General features: G+C 44.4%; 18 protein-coding genes and 2 pseudogenes. 8 read left to right on the plus strand and 12 right to left on the minus strand.

Annotated elements, in window-relative coordinates:
- Positions 1 to 15 precede the first annotated feature (15 nt).
- Positions 16 to 1,647, minus strand: a complete 1,632-nt coding sequence (locus GZK95_RS19600; RefSeq protein WP_075715587.1) for a methyl-accepting chemotaxis protein — start codon at positions 1,645 to 1,647, stop codon at positions 16 to 18.
- 555 nt (positions 1,648 to 2,202) lie between these two features.
- Here GZK95_RS19600 and uhpT point away from each other — a divergent pair.
- The 4 genes from uhpT to uhpC all read left to right on the plus strand — a co-directional run bounded on the left by uhpT (position 2,203) and on the right by uhpC (position 7,238).
- Entirely contained in the window at positions 2,203 to 3,600 is a 1,398-nt protein-coding gene (gene uhpT, locus GZK95_RS19605) for a hexose-6-phosphate:phosphate antiporter (RefSeq protein WP_075710366.1), read from the plus strand.
- A gap of 184 nt (positions 3,601 to 3,784) precedes the next feature.
- Positions 3,785 to 4,393 (plus strand): transcriptional regulator UhpA, encoded by a 609-nt coding sequence (gene uhpA / locus GZK95_RS19610; protein WP_075648847.1) that lies wholly within the window; start codon positions 3,785 to 3,787, stop codon positions 4,391 to 4,393.
- Entirely contained in the window at positions 4,393 to 5,892 is a 1,500-nt protein-coding gene (gene uhpB / locus GZK95_RS19615) for a signal transduction histidine-protein kinase/phosphatase UhpB (RefSeq protein WP_075715586.1), read from the plus strand. The genes uhpA and uhpB overlap by 1 nt, the downstream gene beginning before the upstream one ends.
- 5 nt (positions 5,893 to 5,897) lie before the next feature.
- A complete protein-coding gene (gene uhpC, locus GZK95_RS19620) occupies positions 5,898 to 7,238 on the plus strand; it encodes an MFS transporter family glucose-6-phosphate receptor UhpC (protein WP_075715585.1) in 1,341 nt (446 codons plus the stop codon).
- A gap of 136 nt (positions 7,239 to 7,374) precedes the next feature.
- On the opposite strand, the pseudogene GZK95_RS22320 reads toward uhpC, so the two are convergent.
- The 4 genes and pseudogenes from GZK95_RS22320 to GZK95_RS19640 all read right to left on the minus strand — a co-directional run.
- A pseudogene (locus GZK95_RS22320) lies at positions 7,375 to 7,735 on the minus strand (IS66 family transposase); the annotation flags it as partial.
- 35 nt (positions 7,736 to 7,770) lie between these two features.
- On the minus strand, positions 7,771 to 8,196 hold the full coding sequence (locus GZK95_RS19630) for a DUF2059 domain-containing protein (protein WP_075715583.1): 426 nt from the start codon (positions 8,194 to 8,196) through the stop codon (positions 7,771 to 7,773).
- A gap of 170 nt (positions 8,197 to 8,366) precedes the next feature.
- Entirely contained in the window at positions 8,367 to 8,801 is a 435-nt protein-coding gene (locus GZK95_RS19635; protein WP_075715582.1) for a hypothetical protein, read from the minus strand.
- 241 nt (positions 8,802 to 9,042) lie between these two features.
- Positions 9,043 to 9,393 (minus strand): annotated as a pseudogene (locus GZK95_RS19640) (DDE-type integrase/transposase/recombinase); the annotation flags it as partial.
- Here GZK95_RS19640 and GZK95_RS22505 point away from each other — a divergent pair.
- Complete coding sequence (locus GZK95_RS22505) at positions 9,335 to 9,487, plus strand: hypothetical protein (protein ID WP_404817662.1); 153 nt, start codon at positions 9,335 to 9,337, stop codon at positions 9,485 to 9,487. The pseudogene GZK95_RS19640 and the gene GZK95_RS22505 sit on opposite strands and share 59 nt — an antisense overlap.
- A gap of 11 nt (positions 9,488 to 9,498) precedes the next feature.
- Here the strand turns inward: GZK95_RS22505 and tdh are convergent, their stop codons facing one another.
- Positions 9,499 to 10,530, minus strand: coding sequence for an L-threonine 3-dehydrogenase (gene tdh / locus GZK95_RS19645; protein WP_075713608.1), 1,032 nt, complete (start codon positions 10,528 to 10,530; stop codon positions 9,499 to 9,501).
- Positions 10,531 to 10,731: 201 nt separating this feature from the next.
- A complete protein-coding gene (locus tag GZK95_RS19650) occupies positions 10,732 to 11,925 on the minus strand; it encodes a glycine C-acetyltransferase (protein ID WP_075713606.1) in 1,194 nt (397 codons plus the stop codon).
- Positions 11,926 to 12,347: 422 nt separating this feature from the next.
- Between GZK95_RS19650 and GZK95_RS19655 the strand changes: the two genes are divergently transcribed.
- Positions 12,348 to 13,268 (plus strand): LysR family transcriptional regulator, encoded by a 921-nt coding sequence (locus GZK95_RS19655; protein WP_151148826.1) that lies wholly within the window; start codon positions 12,348 to 12,350, stop codon positions 13,266 to 13,268.
- Positions 13,269 to 13,290: 22 nt separating this feature from the next.
- On the opposite strand, the gene GZK95_RS19660 is transcribed toward GZK95_RS19655, so the two are convergent.
- The 4 genes from GZK95_RS19660 to GZK95_RS19675 form a co-directional block, all read right to left on the minus strand.
- Positions 13,291 to 13,986, minus strand: coding sequence for an aspartate/glutamate racemase family protein (locus GZK95_RS19660; protein WP_075713602.1), 696 nt, complete (start codon positions 13,984 to 13,986; stop codon positions 13,291 to 13,293).
- Complete coding sequence (locus tag GZK95_RS19665) at positions 13,983 to 14,747, minus strand: carbon-nitrogen hydrolase family protein (RefSeq protein ID WP_075713600.1); 765 nt, start codon at positions 14,745 to 14,747, stop codon at positions 13,983 to 13,985. The genes GZK95_RS19660 and GZK95_RS19665 overlap by 4 nt, the downstream gene beginning before the upstream one ends.
- Positions 14,748 to 14,764: 17 nt before the next feature.
- Positions 14,765 to 15,520, minus strand: coding sequence for a metallophosphoesterase family protein (locus GZK95_RS19670; protein ID WP_075713598.1), 756 nt, complete (start codon positions 15,518 to 15,520; stop codon positions 14,765 to 14,767).
- 143 nt (positions 15,521 to 15,663) lie between these two features.
- A complete protein-coding gene (locus GZK95_RS19675; protein ID WP_075713596.1) occupies positions 15,664 to 16,029 on the minus strand; it encodes a hypothetical protein in 366 nt (121 codons plus the stop codon).
- A 302-nt stretch (positions 16,030 to 16,331) separates the two neighbouring features.
- Here GZK95_RS19675 and GZK95_RS19680 point away from each other — a divergent pair, with 302 nt between their 5' ends.
- A complete protein-coding gene (locus tag GZK95_RS19680; RefSeq protein ID WP_075710390.1) occupies positions 16,332 to 16,808 on the plus strand; it encodes a hypothetical protein in 477 nt (158 codons plus the stop codon).
- A complete protein-coding gene (locus tag GZK95_RS19685) occupies positions 16,798 to 17,910 on the plus strand; it encodes a GGDEF domain-containing protein (RefSeq protein WP_075713694.1) in 1,113 nt (370 codons plus the stop codon). Before GZK95_RS19680 ends, GZK95_RS19685 begins: the two co-directional genes overlap by 11 nt.
- Positions 17,911 to 17,933: 23 nt before the next feature.
- On the opposite strand, the gene GZK95_RS19690 is transcribed toward GZK95_RS19685, so the two are convergent.
- Positions 17,934 to 19,100: a nucleotide sugar dehydrogenase gene (locus tag GZK95_RS19690; protein WP_075710394.1), complete on the minus strand. Its 1,167-nt coding sequence runs from the start codon at positions 19,098 to 19,100 to the stop codon at positions 17,934 to 17,936.
- Positions 19,101 to 19,162: the final 62 nt, after the last annotated feature.

Consider the following 19,162-nt stretch of genomic DNA (forward strand, 5'->3'; position numbering starts at 1 on the left):
GTGACCTTTTTACTTTTACACTTTGAACTCGTCAACCTGTCTGTTGAGTTCATCACTTTCGGCACCTAGCTGTCCGCACAGTTCATCGGCATGATTCAGCATTTGCACCATTTCACTACTATTTGACGCGATCTGCTGAATGTTTTGATTAATTTCTTCACTCACTGCCGATTGCTGCGTTGCAGCCGCCGCGATCTCAGTGTTCATTTGGTTGATTTTCTCTATGGAATCGCGAATGACATCTAGCGATTGAGAGGCCGAGTTCGCGATAGTAATTGTTTTTTGACTACTGGTTTGGCTCGATTGCATCGCACCCACTGCACTTTTCGCTCCTGCTTGTAGCCGTTCTATCATAGTCTGGATTTCACCCGTACTTTGCTGAGTTCGCCCCGCTAAAGAGCGCACTTCGTCAGCTACGACAGCAAAGCCTCTACCTTGCTCACCTGCACGTGCCGCTTCAATTGCCGCATTTAAAGCCAACAAGTTGGTCTGATCCGCAATATCACGGATAACATCCAGTACAGAAGCGATATTACTCACATCTGCATCCAACAAGTTAACCACCTCACTCGCCTGGCTAATTTGTACAGACAGCTCGTCTATTGATTCAAGCGCTTGTGCTATCGTTAGGTGAACGGTATCTGTTTCACTACTGGCTTGATGGCTGAACTGAGCTGCCTCATTCGCATGTTGGCTAACATTATGACTTGTTGCTTGCATTTCGTTCACGGCGGTTGCGACCACCTCACTTTCTCTATGCTGAGATTTGCTAAACTCGGTCGTACTGGCAGTGGCTTGTTTTAAACCATTCGCCACGTTTTTCACTTTGTCAGAAGATCCCATAACATGCGTCACTGTTTGCTGAATTTTGGCAACAAATGCATTGAACGAATTAGCTAACGAACCCAGTTCATCACGGCTCACCACTTCTAATCTTCGTGATAAGTCCCCCTCACCTTGCGCAATGTCTGCCATGGCGGTTTCAATGCGATTGATCGGGCGCACCACAAACCTCATTGTTGTCCAAATAGTGATTAAAACGGTCAGTAGCGTCACTATCATTGAAACAATCACAACGCGCTCATTCGTCGCAATTGATTCCTCGACTTGCTGCTTAAGTACCAACTGTTGCACATCAATTGAATTACTCAGCGTTTTTAGCTGTTTACGAATCACCTTAAACTGTCGGCTGAACTCCGCAGCATTGCTTTCATAATAACGAGCGGCCATGTCTGGTTGCTCAATCATTGGTTCATACAAAGTAATCCATGAACGAGTAGCACTTAAAAGGGTATTCAGGTCTGCACGCTGTGGAGCGGGTAATATGTTGTGTTCAAATAGGGTTCCAAGCTTTGCCATTCTTGGCTCAGCTTTATACGCATTGTCGGCAAACTCATCTTGATGATACTTAACTTCTACTTGGGTTTTCGCTTGGGCGACACCATTAGCGGCAACCATAACTTGGTATAGATCTCGATATGCGTCTTGCAAACTATCAATTGAGGGCTGCACAACACTGTTTAACTGAGCATTAAGATAAGCTTGTTTGCTACTTTGTGAATATGAAACGGCGGAACTCGCCACCACACTGGTAAGAATTACCATCATTGGTAGCAGCATCTTTTTAGAAATAGATAACTGGATCATCAATAGACCTTATTACATCACGGAAACGACGAGTGACTAGCGTAACCTTGTTGATCATTGATATACAGAGACGGAGTGTGACTGCCTATTCGTCTTTTTCACATTGATTTTTATAGTTGAGTCATATCTGACTCAACTCGAGATTTATTAATCAATTGCGTCGATTTAACACCCATATTTGGGCAAGTCATATGGTGGTTTTTGCTCGATATTTTAGCAGTTTACTAATGGGAATTAGTAAGAAAAAAATCCAGAGCATAGATGCGAGCTATCAGCTCAAATTCGAATCGAATATGCTAGCATCACCGCTACACTCACACATTACTTTCCCCACTTAACGGAACTCGATTCAAAAATATGCTCTTCGCTGCCAGGCACCTCCCAAAGAATGTGATGATTTTCACGCTTTCTCGTGCATTCGTAGTTTTCTAGGAATTCGCCCTAATTGAACTAAGCCCTCCTCTCATGTGGTTTAAAAGAGGACTCTCTAACATCGCCGGCAGATAAAAGAAAGCGAGCACGCAAGTGCACCACACTAATACAAGAGAGTTCACGATGTTAAAATTCCTTGAACAAGTCCGGAAGCCTACCCTCGACCTTCCTGTCGAAGTGCGTAGAAAAATGTGGTTCAAACCATTTATCCAATCTTACCTAGTGGTATTTATTGGCTATTTGACCATGTACCTAATTCGTAAAAACTTCAACGTCGCGCAAAACGACATGATCTCAACTTACGGCTTGTCGATGACAGACCTAGGTTTGATCGGTCTGGGTTTCTCGATTACTTACGGTATCGGTAAAACCGTAGTTTCCTACTACGCCGATGGTAAGAACACCAAGCAATTCCTTCCTTTCATGCTTATCCTTTCTGGTCTGGCAATGCTTGGTTTCAGCTTCAGTATGGGTGGCGGCAGCGCAAGTTTATTCTTGATGGTGGCATTCTACGGATTAAGTGGCTTCTTCCAGAGTACTGGTGGCCCTTCTAGTTACTCAACCATCACCAAGTGGACACCGCGTAACAAGCGTGGTTCTTACCTAGGCCTTTGGAACATGTCGCACAACGTAGGTGGTGCAGGTGCTGCAGGTGTGGCTCTATTCGGTGCCAACTACCTGTTTGACGGTCACGTTATCGGCATGTTCGTATTCCCTTCTATCATCGCGATCATCGTCGGTTTTATCGGTATGCGTTTTGGTAGTGACTCTCCAGAAGCATACGGTCTAGGTAAAGTAGAAGAACTATTTGATGAACCAGTTAGCGAAGAAGATGAAGCGGCTGAAGAAAATCAAATGACTAAGAAAGAGATCTTTGTTGAATACGTTCTAAAAAACAAAGTGATCTGGCTACTTTGCTTCGCAAACATCTTCCTCTACATCGTGCGTATCGGTATCGACCAATGGTCAACGGTTTACGCTTACCAAGAACTGGGGCTATCAAAAGAAGCAGCAATCTCTGGCTTTACCCTGTTCGAAGTTGGCGCGCTAGTCGGCACGCTGATGTGGGGTTACCTGTCTGACCTTGCCAACGGTCGCCGTGCGCTAGTGGCTTGTGTTTCTTTGGGCTTGATCATCGTATCACTTGAGTTCTACCAACACGCAACAAGCGAATTCATGTACCTAGCGTCGCTATTTGTTCTTGGCTTCCTAGTGTTTGGTCCTCAACTTCTTATCGGTGTTGCCGCAGTTGGCTTTGTTCCTAAAAAAGCAATCAGTGTGGCTGATGGTGTAAAAGGCACATTCGCTTACCTAATTGGTGACAGCTTCGCCAAGCTGGGTCTAGGTATGATTGCAGACGGTACGCCAATCTTCGGCCTAACTGGTTGGAAAGGCACGTTCGCAGCCCTAGATACCTCCGCCATGGTTTGTATTGTTTTGCTTGCTTTCGTTGCTATCGCGGAAGAGAAAAAGATTCGTCAAAACAAGAAGAAGCTTGAACTTACAGAAAACCAAGCTTAACCAACTCGCGCGCTTTGCCAGTCAAAGCGCGCGAGATCATTAAATTAACTCGGTCAATTTAGTATCATTGTCGGTTCTTATTGAGCTCTCTATATCAAAAGGTGCCAAAGGATTGTCTCCTATTACGCGCCAATTGGTATTGAGCTCATTTTCGTTTGTGTATTGCTGAAGTTTGGTATTTAAGATGATTAACGTAGCGCTTGTTGATGACCATGTCATTGTTCGTTCTGGATTTGCTCAACTGCTGAGCCTAGAAACAGACATGAATGTTGTAGGTGAATTTAGCTCGGTAGCAGAAGCTCGAGTAGGATTACCTGCGTGCAAGCCTGATGTGGTGATCTTAGATATCTCGATGGCAGACGAAAGTGGGCTTACCCTACTCTCCGATATTCCTTCAGGTATTGCTTGTGTCATGCTCAGTGTGCATGACTCACCAGCGATGGTTGAAAAATCACTCAAACTGGGGGCGAAAGGTTATTTGAGTAAACGTTGTAGTCCAGATGAGTTGATTCAAGCGGTTAAAACCAGTGCATCTGGAGGTTGTTACCTAACGCCGGATATCGCTTTGAAATTAGCGACGCCAAGTGATAAAACCACCATGCTGACTCACCTCACTCGTCGCGAAAATGAAGTATGCCAATTGCTGACTCGCGGTTTAGATGTGAAATCCATTGCTGCTGAGCTTGGCCTAAGCCATAAAACGGTTCACGTTCATCGTGCAAACGCAATGGATAAGCTTGGCGTAAAAAACAACGTTGAACTTGCCAAACTGTTTACGCAAGAGTCGTTTTAATGCGTAGCAACACCATCACCTCTATTTGCGGCTTATTCACGACTGGATGCTCGTGGTTCTGTCTGTGGGTGATCGCTTATTACTTTGTTAACGATGCGGAGCTCGCGATCTTGCTGTTCCCCTTCGCATTGCGTTTGGGGTTAACACTGCACACGCGCACAAAGTATTGGACAACAATTTATCTTGCCGAGTGGGGATTGACCGTTGCACTCGCTCTGCTTCTAGAACAACCACAATGGTTGATGGTGTTAGTTGCTAGCGTATTAAGTATTCCAGTGGTTTACTTTGCTAAACGCTATTACAAAGGCGATCAAAACCAACGCTTGGTGGTTATGGCTGTCGTATTGCTCGTCACGTCTTGCATTAACGTGCTTGCGGTTGGCTATCATGTTCAATCTGTCTACATGGTATGGCTGGCAAGCATTGCTGGCGGATTGTTGGTTCTGCCAATGTGCTACCTACTTTGGAATTATCTCTTCCAAAGCCCTTGGTCGCCACTGACCTCGAACTTGTTAGCGAATGAAGTCCAATTCAAAGTTCGTCATATCCTGCTTTATAGTTTGCTATTGGTTGCGAGCATTTTGGTTCAAACCAGCTTGCCGGATGAACTCGCTCGATTTGCGCCTTTCTGTATGGCAATCCCAATCATAGTGCTTGCGCTGCGCTACGGTTGGCAAGGCGCACTGCTTGCGACCATGTTAAACAGTATCGCCCTAATTGCTGCGCGGAGCGGTGTATCAAACCTAGAGATCACTGACCTTCTGTTGTCCCTTTCGGCACAAACTTTAACAGGCATTATGCTTGGTTTAGCGGTGCAAAAACAAAAAGATCTCAACCAAAAACTTCGGGGCGAGTTATCCAGAAACCAAACCTTGTCTCGCCAGCTTATTCAAGCGGAGGAGTCGGTACGTCGTGACGTAGCAAGAGAGCTTCACGATGAGATTGGTCAAAACATCACAGCAATTCGTACTCAAGCGAGCATCATTAAGCGTGTAGATAATGCAGAAATGAACACGCGCTGCGCCGATATGATCGAACATTTGTCGCTCAATGTTTACGACACCACTAAACACTTGCTGAGCAAACTACGCCCGAAAATGCTCGATGATTTGGATTTGAAAGAATCCGTTCACCAGTTAACACGTGAAATGGAGTTCGACAATCATGGCACCCACGTTGTCATTGATTGGCAAGGTGACTATGAGTCTCTGGGCGACACATTAAAAGTCACCCTATTCCGCCTGTGCCAAGAAGCGTTAAACAACGCTGCCAAGTACGCAAATGCGACGTCTATCGTTATCGAGCTGTCTATTGAAGAGAACATTTCATTAAACATCGCTGACAATGGCATTGGTTTTAAAACCGAAGACTGCATGACAGGCATGGGCGTGCGCGGCATGCAAGAACGCGTGCAAGCGCTTGGTGGAAAAATGTATATCTACTCTTTGAGCGATCACGTGGAAGGCACTCAAATCGCCATCACATTACCTAAGGTATAACGAGCATGTTTGGATTATTTCAGTCTCCGAGCTACAACCAAGCTCCCCTTAGCAAAGAGCAAGTGGATGAACGCTATCGATATTGGCGTCTGCATATCATGTTAGGTATGTATCTGGGCTATGCGGGCTTTTACTTTACCCGCAAAACATTCAACTATGCTGCACCAGCGATGATTGCCGATCTCGGTTTAGATAAAGCAGATATCGGTATGATTGGTACGCTTTTCTACATCACCTACGGTTTATCAAAGTTTATTTCAGGCACCATTTCTGACCGTTCTAATCCTCGCTTTTTCATGGGTGTCGGCTTAATCACGACGGGGTTGATCAATATCGCGTTTGGCTTCTCTAGCTCTTTAATTGCACTCGCCGCACTATGGGTAATGAACGCTTGGTTTCAAGGCTGGGGTTGGCCTTCTTGCTCTAAGCTGCTTACCACTTGGTATTCACGCTCAGAGCGTGGCTTCTTGTGGGCTATTTGGAACACAGCCCATAACGTTGGTGGTGCTTTGATCCCGCTACTTGTTGGTTTTCTTACCATCCATTACAGCTGGCGTGAAGGCTTTATTGTGCCTGGCATTATCGGCGTGATTCTTGGTGTTGTAGTTTGTTGGCGCTTACGAGATAAACCAACAACTCAAGGTCTGCCGACTGTTGGTCAATGGCGTAACGATGCATTGGAACTTGCCCAAGAGAACCATGGACAAGGACTGAGCTACAAAGAAATCCTCAAGCAATACGTGTTCAACAACAAGTTTATATGGTTGCTCGCATTTAGCTACGTACTGGTTTACATCGTGCGTACAGCAATCAATGACTGGGGTAACTTGTACCTAACAGAACAACACCACTACAGCCTAATCAATGCCAACGCGGCACTGTCGATGTTTGAAATCGGTGGTTTTGTTGGCTCTCTCGTAGCTGGTTGGGGCTCAGACAAATTATTCGGTGGTAACCGAGGTCCAATGAACCTCTTATTCGCAACTGGCATTTTCTTGTCTGTCGCTGCTCTGTGGTTGATGCCGTTAACCAATTTTGCGTTCCAAGCTGCGGGGTTGTTCTCTGTTGGCTTCTTCGTATTTGGCCCACAAATGTTGATTGGCATGGCTGCTGCGGAGTGTTCCCACAAAGATTCCGCAGGCGCTGCCACTGGCTTTGTTGGTCTTTTCGCCTACATGGGTGCCGCACTTTCTGGCTACCCATTAGCATTGATTCTTGAAGAGTACGGTTGGACTGGATTTTTCATCACTATCTCGGTATGCGCAGCCGTTATTGGCTTGCTGTTATTACCATTCTTGCAGGCTCAGCCTACGAGAAAACCGCTCGCTCCCAAGCTTAGGTTGTAGACCTCTCATTGGAGATGCAACTTCACGGCAAGACCAAATATAAAATCGGGTTAATCACGGTCACGCACACCGGGCTTAAAACTGGAGAATTGATTGCGTTAGCGGTATACAGGATGTACCCGACGGACCGTAGTAACTAATGTTTGAAGTCCCATGGGAGGAGTGAGCCGACATCTGGTTCAGGCTTTGCCAACTCCTGTATCGATTTTCCCATATAGTCGTAGAGGATAAGATCATCCGCCACTACGGCCTCTATACCGCCGTAAAGAATTGCGCTGGCGTCAGCACCATTTGAGTATTGGCGAAAAGCCAGTTTTCCTGAAAATAACTAGCGGTTTTATTGCATGGTCAGCGAGATTGTTATCGATAGATAAGTGGCCATCATCAAGGTAGCGGATGAATTTAAGCCATTGACTAGCAACATACTTGATGACTCTCCCTAGTGGACTCGACTCAAGTATGGATGAGGTAATCAACCAGTGGTAGCGTTCATCAACGTCTAAGGGAATAAAGCTGTTGTCGCTATCTTTCCTTACTTGGATTCAAGTTTCTCGATAAACACCTTATTAAAATCGTCAGAAGCAAGTGCTAAATCATCAAGAACAATGATATTTGATTCTAAATTCTTCTTGACGATCCACTTTCCCTTATCAGACTTATAGAACTCAATAAGTTGCTTGAGTTCTTCATCAGTATAAACTGACAAGCCTTTTATATATGCATTCATATATCTCTTTTTACCATACTTAAAAACTGAGCCATAATTTGATTCGACATACTCCTCTGTCAATTTGGGATATAGTTTGAAAAGCTGTTTTTTGTATTCCACAAAGTAGTGCGCCACTGTTTGCTCAAAGCCCAGAATTTGAGAAATCTCATTTTCCATCTTGCTTCTCTCCTCTGCTTGCAAAGGTAAAGAAGCCAATAGCAAGCAAAAACATAAAAGACCAACTTTCACTTGCCCTCCTTAACATGTGTAAGAAAAATTTACATCACCATCTGCTGAAGTAGATAGCTTAATACCGAGTAGCTCTCGCATAGTTACTGATCGCCAATCATTGGGTTAAAGATGGTATATAATCAGCGGGAAACAATCGGTCTGCTCAGTCGTAAGAAATGGGTGAACGGTTACCCTTTTTTACAGGTGACTTGCGCAAAACCAGCAGGGAGATCCTCGGTCTCAAAAGATAGGTACAAAGATTCTGAAGTGTACTTCGCCCAGAACTCTTTGCCTGCTTTTGTTGACTCATCTGGACATAACTCACTCATCCACTCAGCATAACTGGCTTCCATTTTGTCCCTTTCTGGGTAGTAGTTGCCACTGCGTTTCACCAGAGTGTAACGTAAGTTCAAGGTAGACTGGTCTTGTTTACCCATCTGGAAAACAGCACTAAGTCCTTTGGTACCGGAGTTCTTTTTCGGTGTCACGATTCGACTAATCGTCCAACCATGGTTTAACATTTCGTCAGTAGTTGCTAAATAAGTTTCAATTGCTGTCGTTTGGCTATCGTTACAGCCAGATAGCGATAAAACTAATAACCCAGTAAAAGTGAAACGTTTCATTTTATAACCTGAATAAATACTAATTAAAAAGATACTTTATACCCAAGTGTTATTTTGTCCAATGCGCATATATTGAATATAACGTTCTGTCTCAATTTTGCTTATATTTTTCATTCTTAAGTTGCACTGTTTATTTTATTTTTTAATGGTAAATTTTATTTATTGTTATCGTATAGGTAACTTGATTTAATGAGCCAAATGTCTGCTGTTGGCGATATTTCAAAGGGTGAACTGTGGTGTGTTGATAACCTTTTGAGCAATACTGGCTACCACGATCACTATGAACGATAACTTCCTCTGGGAAACAGAGCCAGTGATAATACATCATGGAACAGTGTTGCCATCATTCTCGTATCCAGCAACCAACCGATTACTTGTCGTGAATAAAGGTCAATGAACACCGCAAAATACAGCTAGACTTCGCTTACGGCAAGATAGGTTATCTCTCTCGCCCATTTCTGATTCGGGTCCGTTGCACACTTAAACTTGCGTGCCGCTTTCGTCGTTAAATACTGACGCTTATGCTAGCTGCAATGGTTTTAACGTTATGGCTATCATCGTTCTCAGCCAGTTCTTTCTGGATGCGCCTTGTGGCGATGATTAGTCTAATACCTGAACACCTTAACGATACGGACAACACTGAAGCGCAACAGGTGTTCGAGCAAACCGAACGACAGCTGATTTAGCCTACTTTTGGTTATTCCCAATCCAGGATAACTTTGCCAGATTGCCCGCTACGCATAATATCGAAGCCTTTTTGGAAATCATCGACCTTGAATTGGTGAGTGATGACTGGCGTTAAATCGAGACCAGACTGGAGCACTGTCGCCATCTTGTACCATGTTTCGAACATTTCGCGTCCGTAGATGCCTTTGATCACCAAGCCTTTAAAAATCACTTGGTTCCAATCAATTCCCATCTCCAAAGGTGGAAGTCCCAACAGTGCAATACGACCGCCGTGGTTGATGGTTTTAAGCATGGAATCGAATGCTGATGGATTACCTGACATTTCTAGGCCCACATCAAACCCTTCTAACATGCCAAGATCATCCATCAACTCCTCCAATGACTCATTAAGCGGGTTCACTGCACGTGTTACGCCTATCTTGCGTGCTAGATCCAATCGGTATTCGTTCACGTCAGTAATCACTACGTAACGCGCGCCGGCGTGCTTGGCGACAGCGGCTGCCATAATACCGATAGGGCCAGCCCCCGTGATCAGCACATCTTCACCCACAAGATCAAAAGAAAGCGCCGTGTGAACCGCATTGCCAAACGGGTCAAAAATTGAAGCTAGGTCATCAGAAATGCTGTCAGGGATCTTAAACGCGTTAAACGCAGGAATCACAAGATATTCCGAGAAACAGCCAGTTCGATTTACCCCAACTCCAATTGTATTGCGGCAGAGATGGGTACGACCAGCACGACAATTGCGGCAATAACCACAGGTGATATGACCCTCGCCAGAAACACGGTCACCAACACTAAAGCCTCGAACTTCTTGACCAACACCGACAACTTCCCCTACATATTCGTGGCCGACAACCATGGGGACAGGAATGGTATTTTGTGACCATTCATCCCAGTTGTAGATATGGACGTCAGTGCCACAAATTGCTGTTTTCTTAATTTTGATCAGCAGGTCATTGTGTCCCATCACAGGCATATCGACTTCCGTCATCCAAATGCCTTCTTCTGGCTTTAGCTTTGATAATGCTCTAATTTTCATACTACACACCGACATTAATTTCGACACAGACAAGACGTTAGAATCTTTATATTAAAAATAGTTGATGCCCAAGCGACTTCAAGATTGATAGTTCAAAGTAAGGTAACTGGAAGAGCTATTAAGCGCAATTAGTTGCCTCTACCCAGCCTAGATTGAGTAGAGATTTTATTAGATTGGTGCGCTTTGTGACTCGAAATAGAGTTAAATAATGCTCATATCGCGACCAACTGCAATAAACGCATCAATCGCGCGATCAAGTTGCTCACGAGAGTGTGCAGCCGACATTTGAGTACGAATTCGAGCTTTTCCTTTTGGTACAACAGGAAAAGAGAAGCCAATAACATAGATACCTTTTTCTAGCGAACGCTCAGCAAACTCTGCCGCTACTTTTGCATCCCCTAACATGATGGGGATAATGGCATGATCAGCTCCCCCTAGCGTGAAGCCCGCTTCCGTCATGCGCGTGCGAAAATGCGTCGCGTTTTCCCACAAGCGGTCACGAAGATCTCCGCTCTCTTGCAATAGCTCAAGAACACGCAATGATGCGTTGACAATCCCTGGCGCCACCGAGTTAGAGAATAAGTAAGGACGAGAGCGCTGACGTAACCAATCAATGACCTCTTTTTTACCTGAGGTATAACCACCTGATGCGCCCCCCATCGCTTTGCCTAAAGTACCAGTGACAATATCAATGCGGTCAATTACATCGTGGTATTCATGTGTACCTGCGCCGTTTGGCCCCATAAAACCCACCGCGTGTGAGTCGTCAACCATCACCAGCGCTCCGTATTGATCAGCCAAATCACAAATTGCAGGCAAATTCGCAACGACACCATCCATCGAAAACACACCGTCGGTCACGATTAGAGTATGACGCGCACCGGCGTCTTTCGCGGCAATCAACTGCTCTTCAAGCTCTTGCATGTTGTTGTTTGAATAGCGAAAACGCTTCGCTTTACACAAGCGAACTCCATCAATAATAGAGGCGTGGTTAAGCGCGTCTGAGATAATGGCATCTTCCGCATCCAGAATCGTTTCAAACAAGCCGGTATTAGCATCAAAGCATGAGGTGTAAAGAATCGTATCTTCTTTGCCGAGGAACTGAGACAGTTTCTGTTCAAGTTGCTTATGAATATCTTGCGTACCACAAATGAATCGAACTGATGCCATACCAAAACCATGTTGATCCATACCTGCTTTTGCAGCATCAATAAGTGCAGGATCGTTAGCAAGGCCTAGATAGTTGTTCGCACAGAAGTTCAACACTTCTTGACCGGTAGAAACTTGAACTTGAGCCTGTTGCTGAGAGGTGATCACACGCTCAGGCTTGTAAAGACCTTCTGCCTTTACATCTTCAAGTTGTTGTTGGATCTGTAGGTAAAATGCAGAAGACATGTTTAGTTCCTTCCTATCTTTATGGCTTTTAATCACACACATCAAACTCGAATGTCGATGCGTATGATGGCATTAGGCTATTAAAGGTATTTCCCGCAATAGCCTTTTACATAAAGTGTAATCTAGGTTCGGAATTCACATTATCCCACTAGGTGGAAAAACATTATTGAATCACAGGCACAAATCAGTTTTACTGTTTACTATTCATGGTTAATTGCACCGCAGCGACAATGAACACGATTGAGGTGAGTAGCATAATTGTTTCGAGTGTCGACCAGAGGTCGAGCACAGCATCGGCATAAGGCATCTTGGTCTCCTCGCAGGCTTTTCTTGGGGGTAACCTTACCGTGCAAATAACCGCGAAACCGCGAGCTAAATCTCAAAAAACCTTTATTTTCATATATATCAACATGTGACAATTTATGATAAATACTCGTTTAATCACTCTTCTGCCAGACTTGGCGACATTCATTCTGATTGTTAACCAAGGCAGTTTTACCGCCGCTGCCAAGCAATTGGAAGTAACGCCTTCAGCATTGAGTAAGTTAATCACTCGGTTAGAAAAAGCCCTATCAATCAAGTTATTCGAAAGAACGACACGTAAACTGGTCATTACCCCAGCAGGACAGAGAGTTTACGACCAAGCGTTATTGATGGTTAATGCAGCGCAACAAGCCGTCGATCTATCAGAAAGTGACCATACTGAAGCCAGTGGCTCGATAACCGTCGCGGCTCCAGAAGCCTTTCTCAACTCTGTGCTGCAACCTTTAGTCATCCCTTTTCTGACGCAGTACCCAGAAATTGAGCTAAAACTTCGTGTCGCTGATGGCGAGATAGATTTGCTACGCGACAGAATAGATATTGCTTTTAAGCTAACCGACAAGCCGGATGAAAATCTGGTTCTTAAAGAGATTGGCAAGACTCACCTGCGTTTGTGCGCGAGCCCAAGTTACATAGAAAAATATGGGATGCCTTTCCACCCAAATGAGCTGGACACCCATCAATGCCTATGTCTGGCTGAACGGGAACGTGACAACATCTGGGACTTTTTCAAAGACGATGAGTATCACTCGCTACCCGTTCGAGGTCGTTATGCGGTTAACCACTCGCAAATGCGCCTCAATGGAGTAAAAAACGGCTTAGGCATCGGTATTTTTCATGACTTTGTCATCACTGACGCCTTGCGTGACGGTAGCGTCGTCGAAGTGCTAAATGATTGGACCATCAAGAGTAATTATCACGGTTCTATTGCCATGCAATATCCACAAACCCAATATATGCCCGCACGTATACGAGCATTTATTGACTTCGCGGTTGAACATTTGAGTGCCACACTCAATTAGCATCGGTCCATAGAAGCGATAGCTACTCTGATAAAGCCCATGTAACCGCGGCATTAGCGTGAATTTGTGTTGTATCGTATAGCTTTACGTCAGTGTGCTGCGGTTCGACAAGCAAGGCAATTTCTGTGCAGCCTAAGATAACCGCTTGAGCGCCGCGTTGAGCTAAGTCATCGACAATCGCTAGATACTCTTTGCGCGAACTCGAGTTGATTTCACCTTTGCATAGCTCCTGATAGATCACATCGTGCACTAGGGTTCGTTGCTGGTCATCAGGGATCAGCACTTCAATACCAAACTTATCGATAAGCCGCTGCTTGTAAAAATCTTGCTCCATCGTGAACCGAGTGCCCAATAAACCCACCTTTGAAATACCATCAGCAAGCAACTTTTCTGCCGTTGCATCGGCAATGTGTAAAATGGGTTTGGAAATATACGGCTCAATTTGCGGCACAACCTTATGCATAGTGTTAGTGCAAATCAAAATAAAGTCAGCCCCACCAGCTTCCACCGCGCGTGCTGAATCTGTCAGGATCTCTGCGGTTTCCTGCCATTTCCCTTGATGTTGCAGTTGCTCAATTTCATGAAAGTTAACGCTATAAAGGCATATTTTGGCTGAATGCAACCCGCCTAGCTGCTGCTTAATTCCTTGATTCAGCGCTTTGTAGTAACTGGCTGTTGACTCCCAACTCATTCCACCGATTAAACCAATTGTTTTCATTCTTTTCTCTCTATTGGATAGGATTTCCCGGAAATCACATGGCCTGTAATATCTATCAAACTCAAATCGGCTTGCTCACTGCTGGCGGTAAAAATGTTAACCCCTTCTTGATCCCACACCGCGCTGTTACCCGCCACCTGCCAACCCGCTGTTGGTTTAATGTAGTTGGAAAGTAACACTGGGAAACGGTGCTTTCTGGCTATCTGTGACAGAATTTCACTGTCATCCGCATATCCTTTAGTGGAAATCAGCGCACTAACCAAGTACACATCCGCTTCATCTTCATCCGCTTCGCTGCTGTGCAGTGGGTGGGTAAAGTCTGCACAAATTGCTAACGCTAATTTATAGCCTTTAATTCTCAAATAGTAATTGTGCTGACCAGCGCGGCAATACTTTTTCTCATCGCCATGCAAATACTGTTTCGCGTAGAAATCCAGCTCTCCAGTTGGCTTACATATGGCAGCGCTAATTGCAGGTTTGTTTTTGCCTCGTTTTAGAAAACAACCCGCTATAACCGTGATTTGGTGCGTAACTGCGGCGTCAGATAAGTCACGCAACACACTGTGTTTCGCCTCTAAACTGAGTTCATCCGCTCGACTAATTTGATACCCCGATAAAGACAATTCTGGAAACACTACAATATCTGCACCCAACGTCGCTGCTTGGTTGATCGCATGTAAATGCTGACGCAAATTAACTTCAATCTCACCATCTTCGATTGGCACTTGGGCTAACGCAATAAGTAAACTATTTGAATTCATAACGACCTCTACCCATCTTAATACTGCAAACCACGGCCTGTGGTCAGAAAATGTACCCAGTCTAATCTTTGCCTTTGCTCGGCTAATCTCGCCGAAGTTTTTACTGGATACGAAATTTTATGTAACGCGACATTCCATGCCCCGTTGCTTTGCTGTGACAATATTGCATAGCTCGCTTTAGCACTGTATGTCTCCATCGAGTGGAGGTGGGGCTCCTCATCGGTATACGCAGGCATACCTACGCTACCCGGGTTTATCACCAGTTGTCCGCTTGATAACTCAACACAACGTGCAATATGGGTGTGACCACACAAAATGATCGGTGATGTGTTCCCGCCAAGTAACTTTTTGATCTCGGAATCTTCGCGTAATGAGGGACTACCTGACGAAACATCTTCCAATAGGTAAACCATGTCATCTTGAGGGGAACCATGGCAAGCGTAGATATCTTGGGTGATTTGAGAATCAAACGGCAGGGTTTTCATCCATTGGATTGGTTCGGGCCCCAAATCTTGCAGAATAAACTGCATCGTTGGGTTGGCATCAATTTCTTCTGGAGTCGCTTGGAATATTTGGCGATCTTGGTTGCCACAGATGGTTGTCGCATCAATGGTTTGCAAAAGATCGTAGGTGGCTCTGGGCGCGATCGGCCCGTAAAGAATGTCACCTAAATTGATATAACGTTCTACGCCTTGGGATTGAGCGTGCTCTAACACGGCTTTTAAAGCGTAACTATTACTATGTATATCCGACAATATTGCATATTTTAACATCGCACTCGTTCCTTGAGCTTCGATATACCCATTCTAGCTGTACCTGCCAGTTGCTTAGGTATAGATGTTCAATATAGCAGTATATTTAGATGGTAAACAACAAGTTATATTCAGTGAATTGAAATTATTTGCTATTCATATTCTCAACTATAAGTCGGTGGCGCTCTAGGAATTGCAGGTTCAAACCGCTCGCTTAGAGCCAAAAAAGCGTAGTCGGTGTCTCCTACAAAACGGCTGCGTTTGAAGTAAAGTGTTGGTGTAGTTGAAAAATCTGAGGAAATCGCAAAATAGGCAAATGGACATGGTTTACTATGCTGCACAGGCGGGGTCGCCTGCTCTACTTGCACATACTCAAAGCCATTGATAGTACATAGCCTTGCCCACACTCCCGCATTGGCACCATGCGCATTAATCACCGGCATCAGCGTAACGAGTGCCCAACTGAGTGCACTGGCTAGTAGCATCTGCTGTTGAAAACCATTTCGGTGGCGCGGCGTCGGAGTATCCATCTTTGCCCTCTTCACTAGAGACACAAATATATAACCTTAACGAAACAGTTTCAGAAAAAGTGTTTAAAATCTATTCATGGATCATAAAATTTCGGTGTTTTCTCTGAGCAAAATCGATATCGACTAACACGTATTGCCCCCCAAACGACCACCAGCGCAAGTGCCTCATCTGTCACCACTTGTGCCTTTATTTGCAACAAACCCGCTGACATCTATTGATAAAATTAATTTTAATTAGCGATTTATGTACATATAATTATAACAAACACACTTATTTTAAAATGAATCACCAAGGAATCGAGATGCGTAACGTGATTACCTTGCTCTTTTGTTGCTTCAGCTCATTGGTTATTGCCTCCCCACTAAAGATACATTTGGGAAATGGCTCGGTGATCGAAACTGATATGGCCGCGCTGTTGAAAGAGTTTCCTACCACCCGTTTTGAAACTCGTCTTCCCTGGTATCCCGATCAGCGCTCATTTACTGGTATCCCTGTCAGCAAGTTGATCGAACGTTATGGTGACAACAAAACCTTTGCGGTTACGTTTCTTGCGTTAAACGACTATGCCGCCACCAGTACTGTCGACGATATTCGCGCTTTCGCGCCAATAGTGGCCGTCAAGATGAACGGAAAGCCGATGAAAGTGCGCCACAAAGGCCCATACTGGCTGGTATTTAACTTAAATAAACACCCTGAGATAGATAATATCGCCTACCATTCTCAAATGGTGTGGCAAATAGATGAGATAATTTTACATAGCAAAGACGATGACGAATAAAAACAACATCACCTCATTTACCAGTCTTTTGAAGCGCTCTAAGGCACTGCTGATCGTCTTATCTGTTATTCTGATTTTGGCCAACTTTTATGTGCTATCTGAAACACGTAAATTAACCCGAGCTTTCTCTGAACAGCAAAACCAAGCGACGTGGTCACTGTTCCAATTGACTAAAGAGTTCTCATCATTAGTGGTACTCACTCCACTGTCACTCACGGATCAACAGTTTCTTAAAAAGACCGAGCTTGCCTATGAACTCACATGGAGTCGCTTTGACTTGCTGCTCCATGCCGAAGAAGCCAATCACTTTATGAAAATTGAAGGTACACGGCTATTTTTTTCAAAGCTGTTTGTCCGTTTTACGCAATTAGAGCCGTTGGTATTTCAGTTGAACGATCAAGACCAAGTGAATCGACTAAATCGAGAGGTAAACGCGATATATAAAGATCTGCTCGGTTACGTGAACATCAACTTTCGTATCAACAATCCTTTTTACTTAAAACGAACAGAACAGGCTAAGCTACTCGATCAAACGCAAATTGCGCTGATGTTACTACTATTTGCCTGCGCGGCGCTTGTGGGGTACGTATTACATCTTGAGTCTAAAGCCAATAAACAATTGGCAATGACGGATGCATTAACACACATTCCAAACCGGCTAGCGATGGCACAACACACTCAACAGCTTATCGTAGAGCGAACCGATTTTACTTTGTGCTTACTTGACTTGAATGGCTTTAAGCAAATCAATGATCGATACGGCCACCAAGCTGGCGATCACGCCCTACAACAGCTGGCAAGCCGATTTACCAATGATAGTAACCGGCTCTTATTCACCGCGTATCGGATTGGTGGGGATGAGTTTGCGTTAATCTTACGCCAACACTCAAGTGAACAGCTTGAACACGCACTCAACTGTGCTTTGGATTGCTTCACCGACAAAATCGAAGTAGAACGCGGAATTTTACATGCTTTATCAGCCAGTGTTGGGTTAGCGAGCTATCCAAGCCAAGCTGACACCTACAGTGAACTAATTAAAATTGCCGATAGAAATATGTATCAAATGAAGTTTGCTACCCGAACGCATACAAGGCAAACGTAAAGTTTGCCCCATAACCGTGTCGATTAATCTTCACCAAACAGGTCTCTGGTGTATACTTTATCTTGCACATCAAGCAGTTCGGTCACCATGCGGTTACTTACGATCACGTCACTCATAAGCTTAAACTGATTAATATCATCCACCACTTGAGAGTGAAAAAATGTTGGTTCGGGCAACAACGGTTCGAATACGACTACTTTGATTCCTTTCGCTTTCAATCGCTTCATGATGCCTTGAATACTTGAATCACGAAAGTTATCTGATCCAGCTTTCATAATGAGGCGATATATACCAACCACTTTGGGCCGCTTACGCAATATCGAGTCTGCGATAAAGTCTTTACGAGTAACGTTGGAATCGACAATCGCTCGAATCAAATTGTTAGGAACATCTTGATAGTTGGCCAACAACTGCTTAGTGTCTTTGGGCAGGCAATACCCACCATAGCCAAACGACGGATTGTTGTAGTGATTGCCTATCCTGGGGTCCAGCCCTACCCCCTCAATTATTGATTTTGTGTCTAAACCAAGGCTTTCTGCGTATGAGTCGAGTTCGTTAAAGTATGCGACTCGCATTGCTAAGTAAGTGTTGGAAAATAGCTTCACCGCCTCAGCTTCGGTTGAGTTAGTAAAAAGAACTGGCACATCTTGTTTGGTTGCACCCGTGACCAACAAATCGGCAAACATTCTTGCCCGGCTTGAATCTTCGCCGACAATGATACGAGATGGATACAAATTGTCATAAAGCGCTTTGCCCTCTCGTAAAAACTCTGGTGAGAAGAGTATGTTATCGACGGAAAGCTGTCGTTTAATACGTTCGGTAAAACCGACGGGAACGGTTGATTTGATCACTATTGTGCTGGTCGGTGCATACATCAGTACATCATTAATCACAGACTCAACACTACTAGTGTCAAAATAATTGGTGTGCGGATCGTAATTAGTCGGCGTCGCTATGATGACAAAATCACTGTTATGATAAGCAGCTCCTTTATCCGTTGTCGCGGTTAGATTAAGCCTTCTTTGAGATAAAAAATACTCGACATCACTGTCACAGATTGGGGACATACCTTGATTTAGCATATCGACTTTCTCACTATCGATATCCAAAGCAACCACCCTATGGTGCTGAGCAATTAAAAGAGCATTCGATATACCCACATAACCTGTTCCTACAACCGCCACTTTCATAAAGAACTCCATGCATGATGATTTTCATAATCCAACAGTTACTAACGCCCGCTTTCTCGGTT

This window comes from Vibrio panuliri (genome assembly GCF_009938205.1).
GTDB classification, from domain to species: Bacteria; Pseudomonadota; Gammaproteobacteria; order Enterobacterales; family Vibrionaceae; genus Vibrio; species Vibrio panuliri.

Excerpts from the sequence above, each read along its gene's own strand:
- GZK95_RS22505 (WP_404817662.1), top strand. The coding sequence starts at position 9,335 with ATGGTTTTAACGTTATGGCTATCATCGTTCTCAGCCAGTTCTTTCTGG.
- GZK95_RS19670 (WP_075713598.1), bottom strand. The coding sequence starts at position 15,520 with ATGTTAAAATATGCAATATTGTCGGATATACATAGTAATAGTTACGCT.
- GZK95_RS19635 (WP_075715582.1), bottom strand. The coding sequence starts at position 8,801 with ATGAAACGTTTCACTTTTACTGGGTTATTAGTTTTATCGCTATCTGGC.
- GZK95_RS19660 (WP_075713602.1), bottom strand. The coding sequence starts at position 13,986 with ATGAAAACAATTGGTTTAATCGGTGGAATGAGTTGGGAGTCAACAGCC.
- uhpC (WP_075715585.1), top strand. The coding sequence starts at position 5,898 with ATGTTTGGATTATTTCAGTCTCCGAGCTACAACCAAGCTCCCCTTAGC.
- uhpT (WP_075710366.1), top strand. The coding sequence starts at position 2,203 with ATGTTAAAATTCCTTGAACAAGTCCGGAAGCCTACCCTCGACCTTCCT.
- GZK95_RS19650 (WP_075713606.1), bottom strand. The coding sequence starts at position 11,925 with ATGTCTTCTGCATTTTACCTACAGATCCAACAACAACTTGAAGATGTA.
- uhpB (WP_075715586.1), top strand. The coding sequence starts at position 4,393 with ATGCGTAGCAACACCATCACCTCTATTTGCGGCTTATTCACGACTGGA.
- GZK95_RS19680 (WP_075710390.1), top strand. The coding sequence starts at position 16,332 with ATGCGTAACGTGATTACCTTGCTCTTTTGTTGCTTCAGCTCATTGGTT.
- GZK95_RS19655 (WP_151148826.1), top strand. The coding sequence starts at position 12,348 with ATGATAAATACTCGTTTAATCACTCTTCTGCCAGACTTGGCGACATTC.
- GZK95_RS19665 (WP_075713600.1), bottom strand. The coding sequence starts at position 14,747 with ATGAATTCAAATAGTTTACTTATTGCGTTAGCCCAAGTGCCAATCGAA.
- GZK95_RS19600 (WP_075715587.1), bottom strand. The coding sequence starts at position 1,647 with ATGATCCAGTTATCTATTTCTAAAAAGATGCTGCTACCAATGATGGTA.
- GZK95_RS19675 (WP_075713596.1), bottom strand. The coding sequence starts at position 16,029 with ATGGATACTCCGACGCCGCGCCACCGAAATGGTTTTCAACAGCAGATG.
- GZK95_RS19690 (WP_075710394.1), bottom strand. The coding sequence starts at position 19,100 with ATGAAAGTGGCGGTTGTAGGAACAGGTTATGTGGGTATATCGAATGCT.
- uhpA (WP_075648847.1), top strand. The coding sequence starts at position 3,785 with ATGATTAACGTAGCGCTTGTTGATGACCATGTCATTGTTCGTTCTGGA.
- tdh (WP_075713608.1), bottom strand. The coding sequence starts at position 10,530 with ATGAAAATTAGAGCATTATCAAAGCTAAAGCCAGAAGAAGGCATTTGG.
- GZK95_RS19685 (WP_075713694.1), top strand. The coding sequence starts at position 16,798 with ATGACGAATAAAAACAACATCACCTCATTTACCAGTCTTTTGAAGCGC.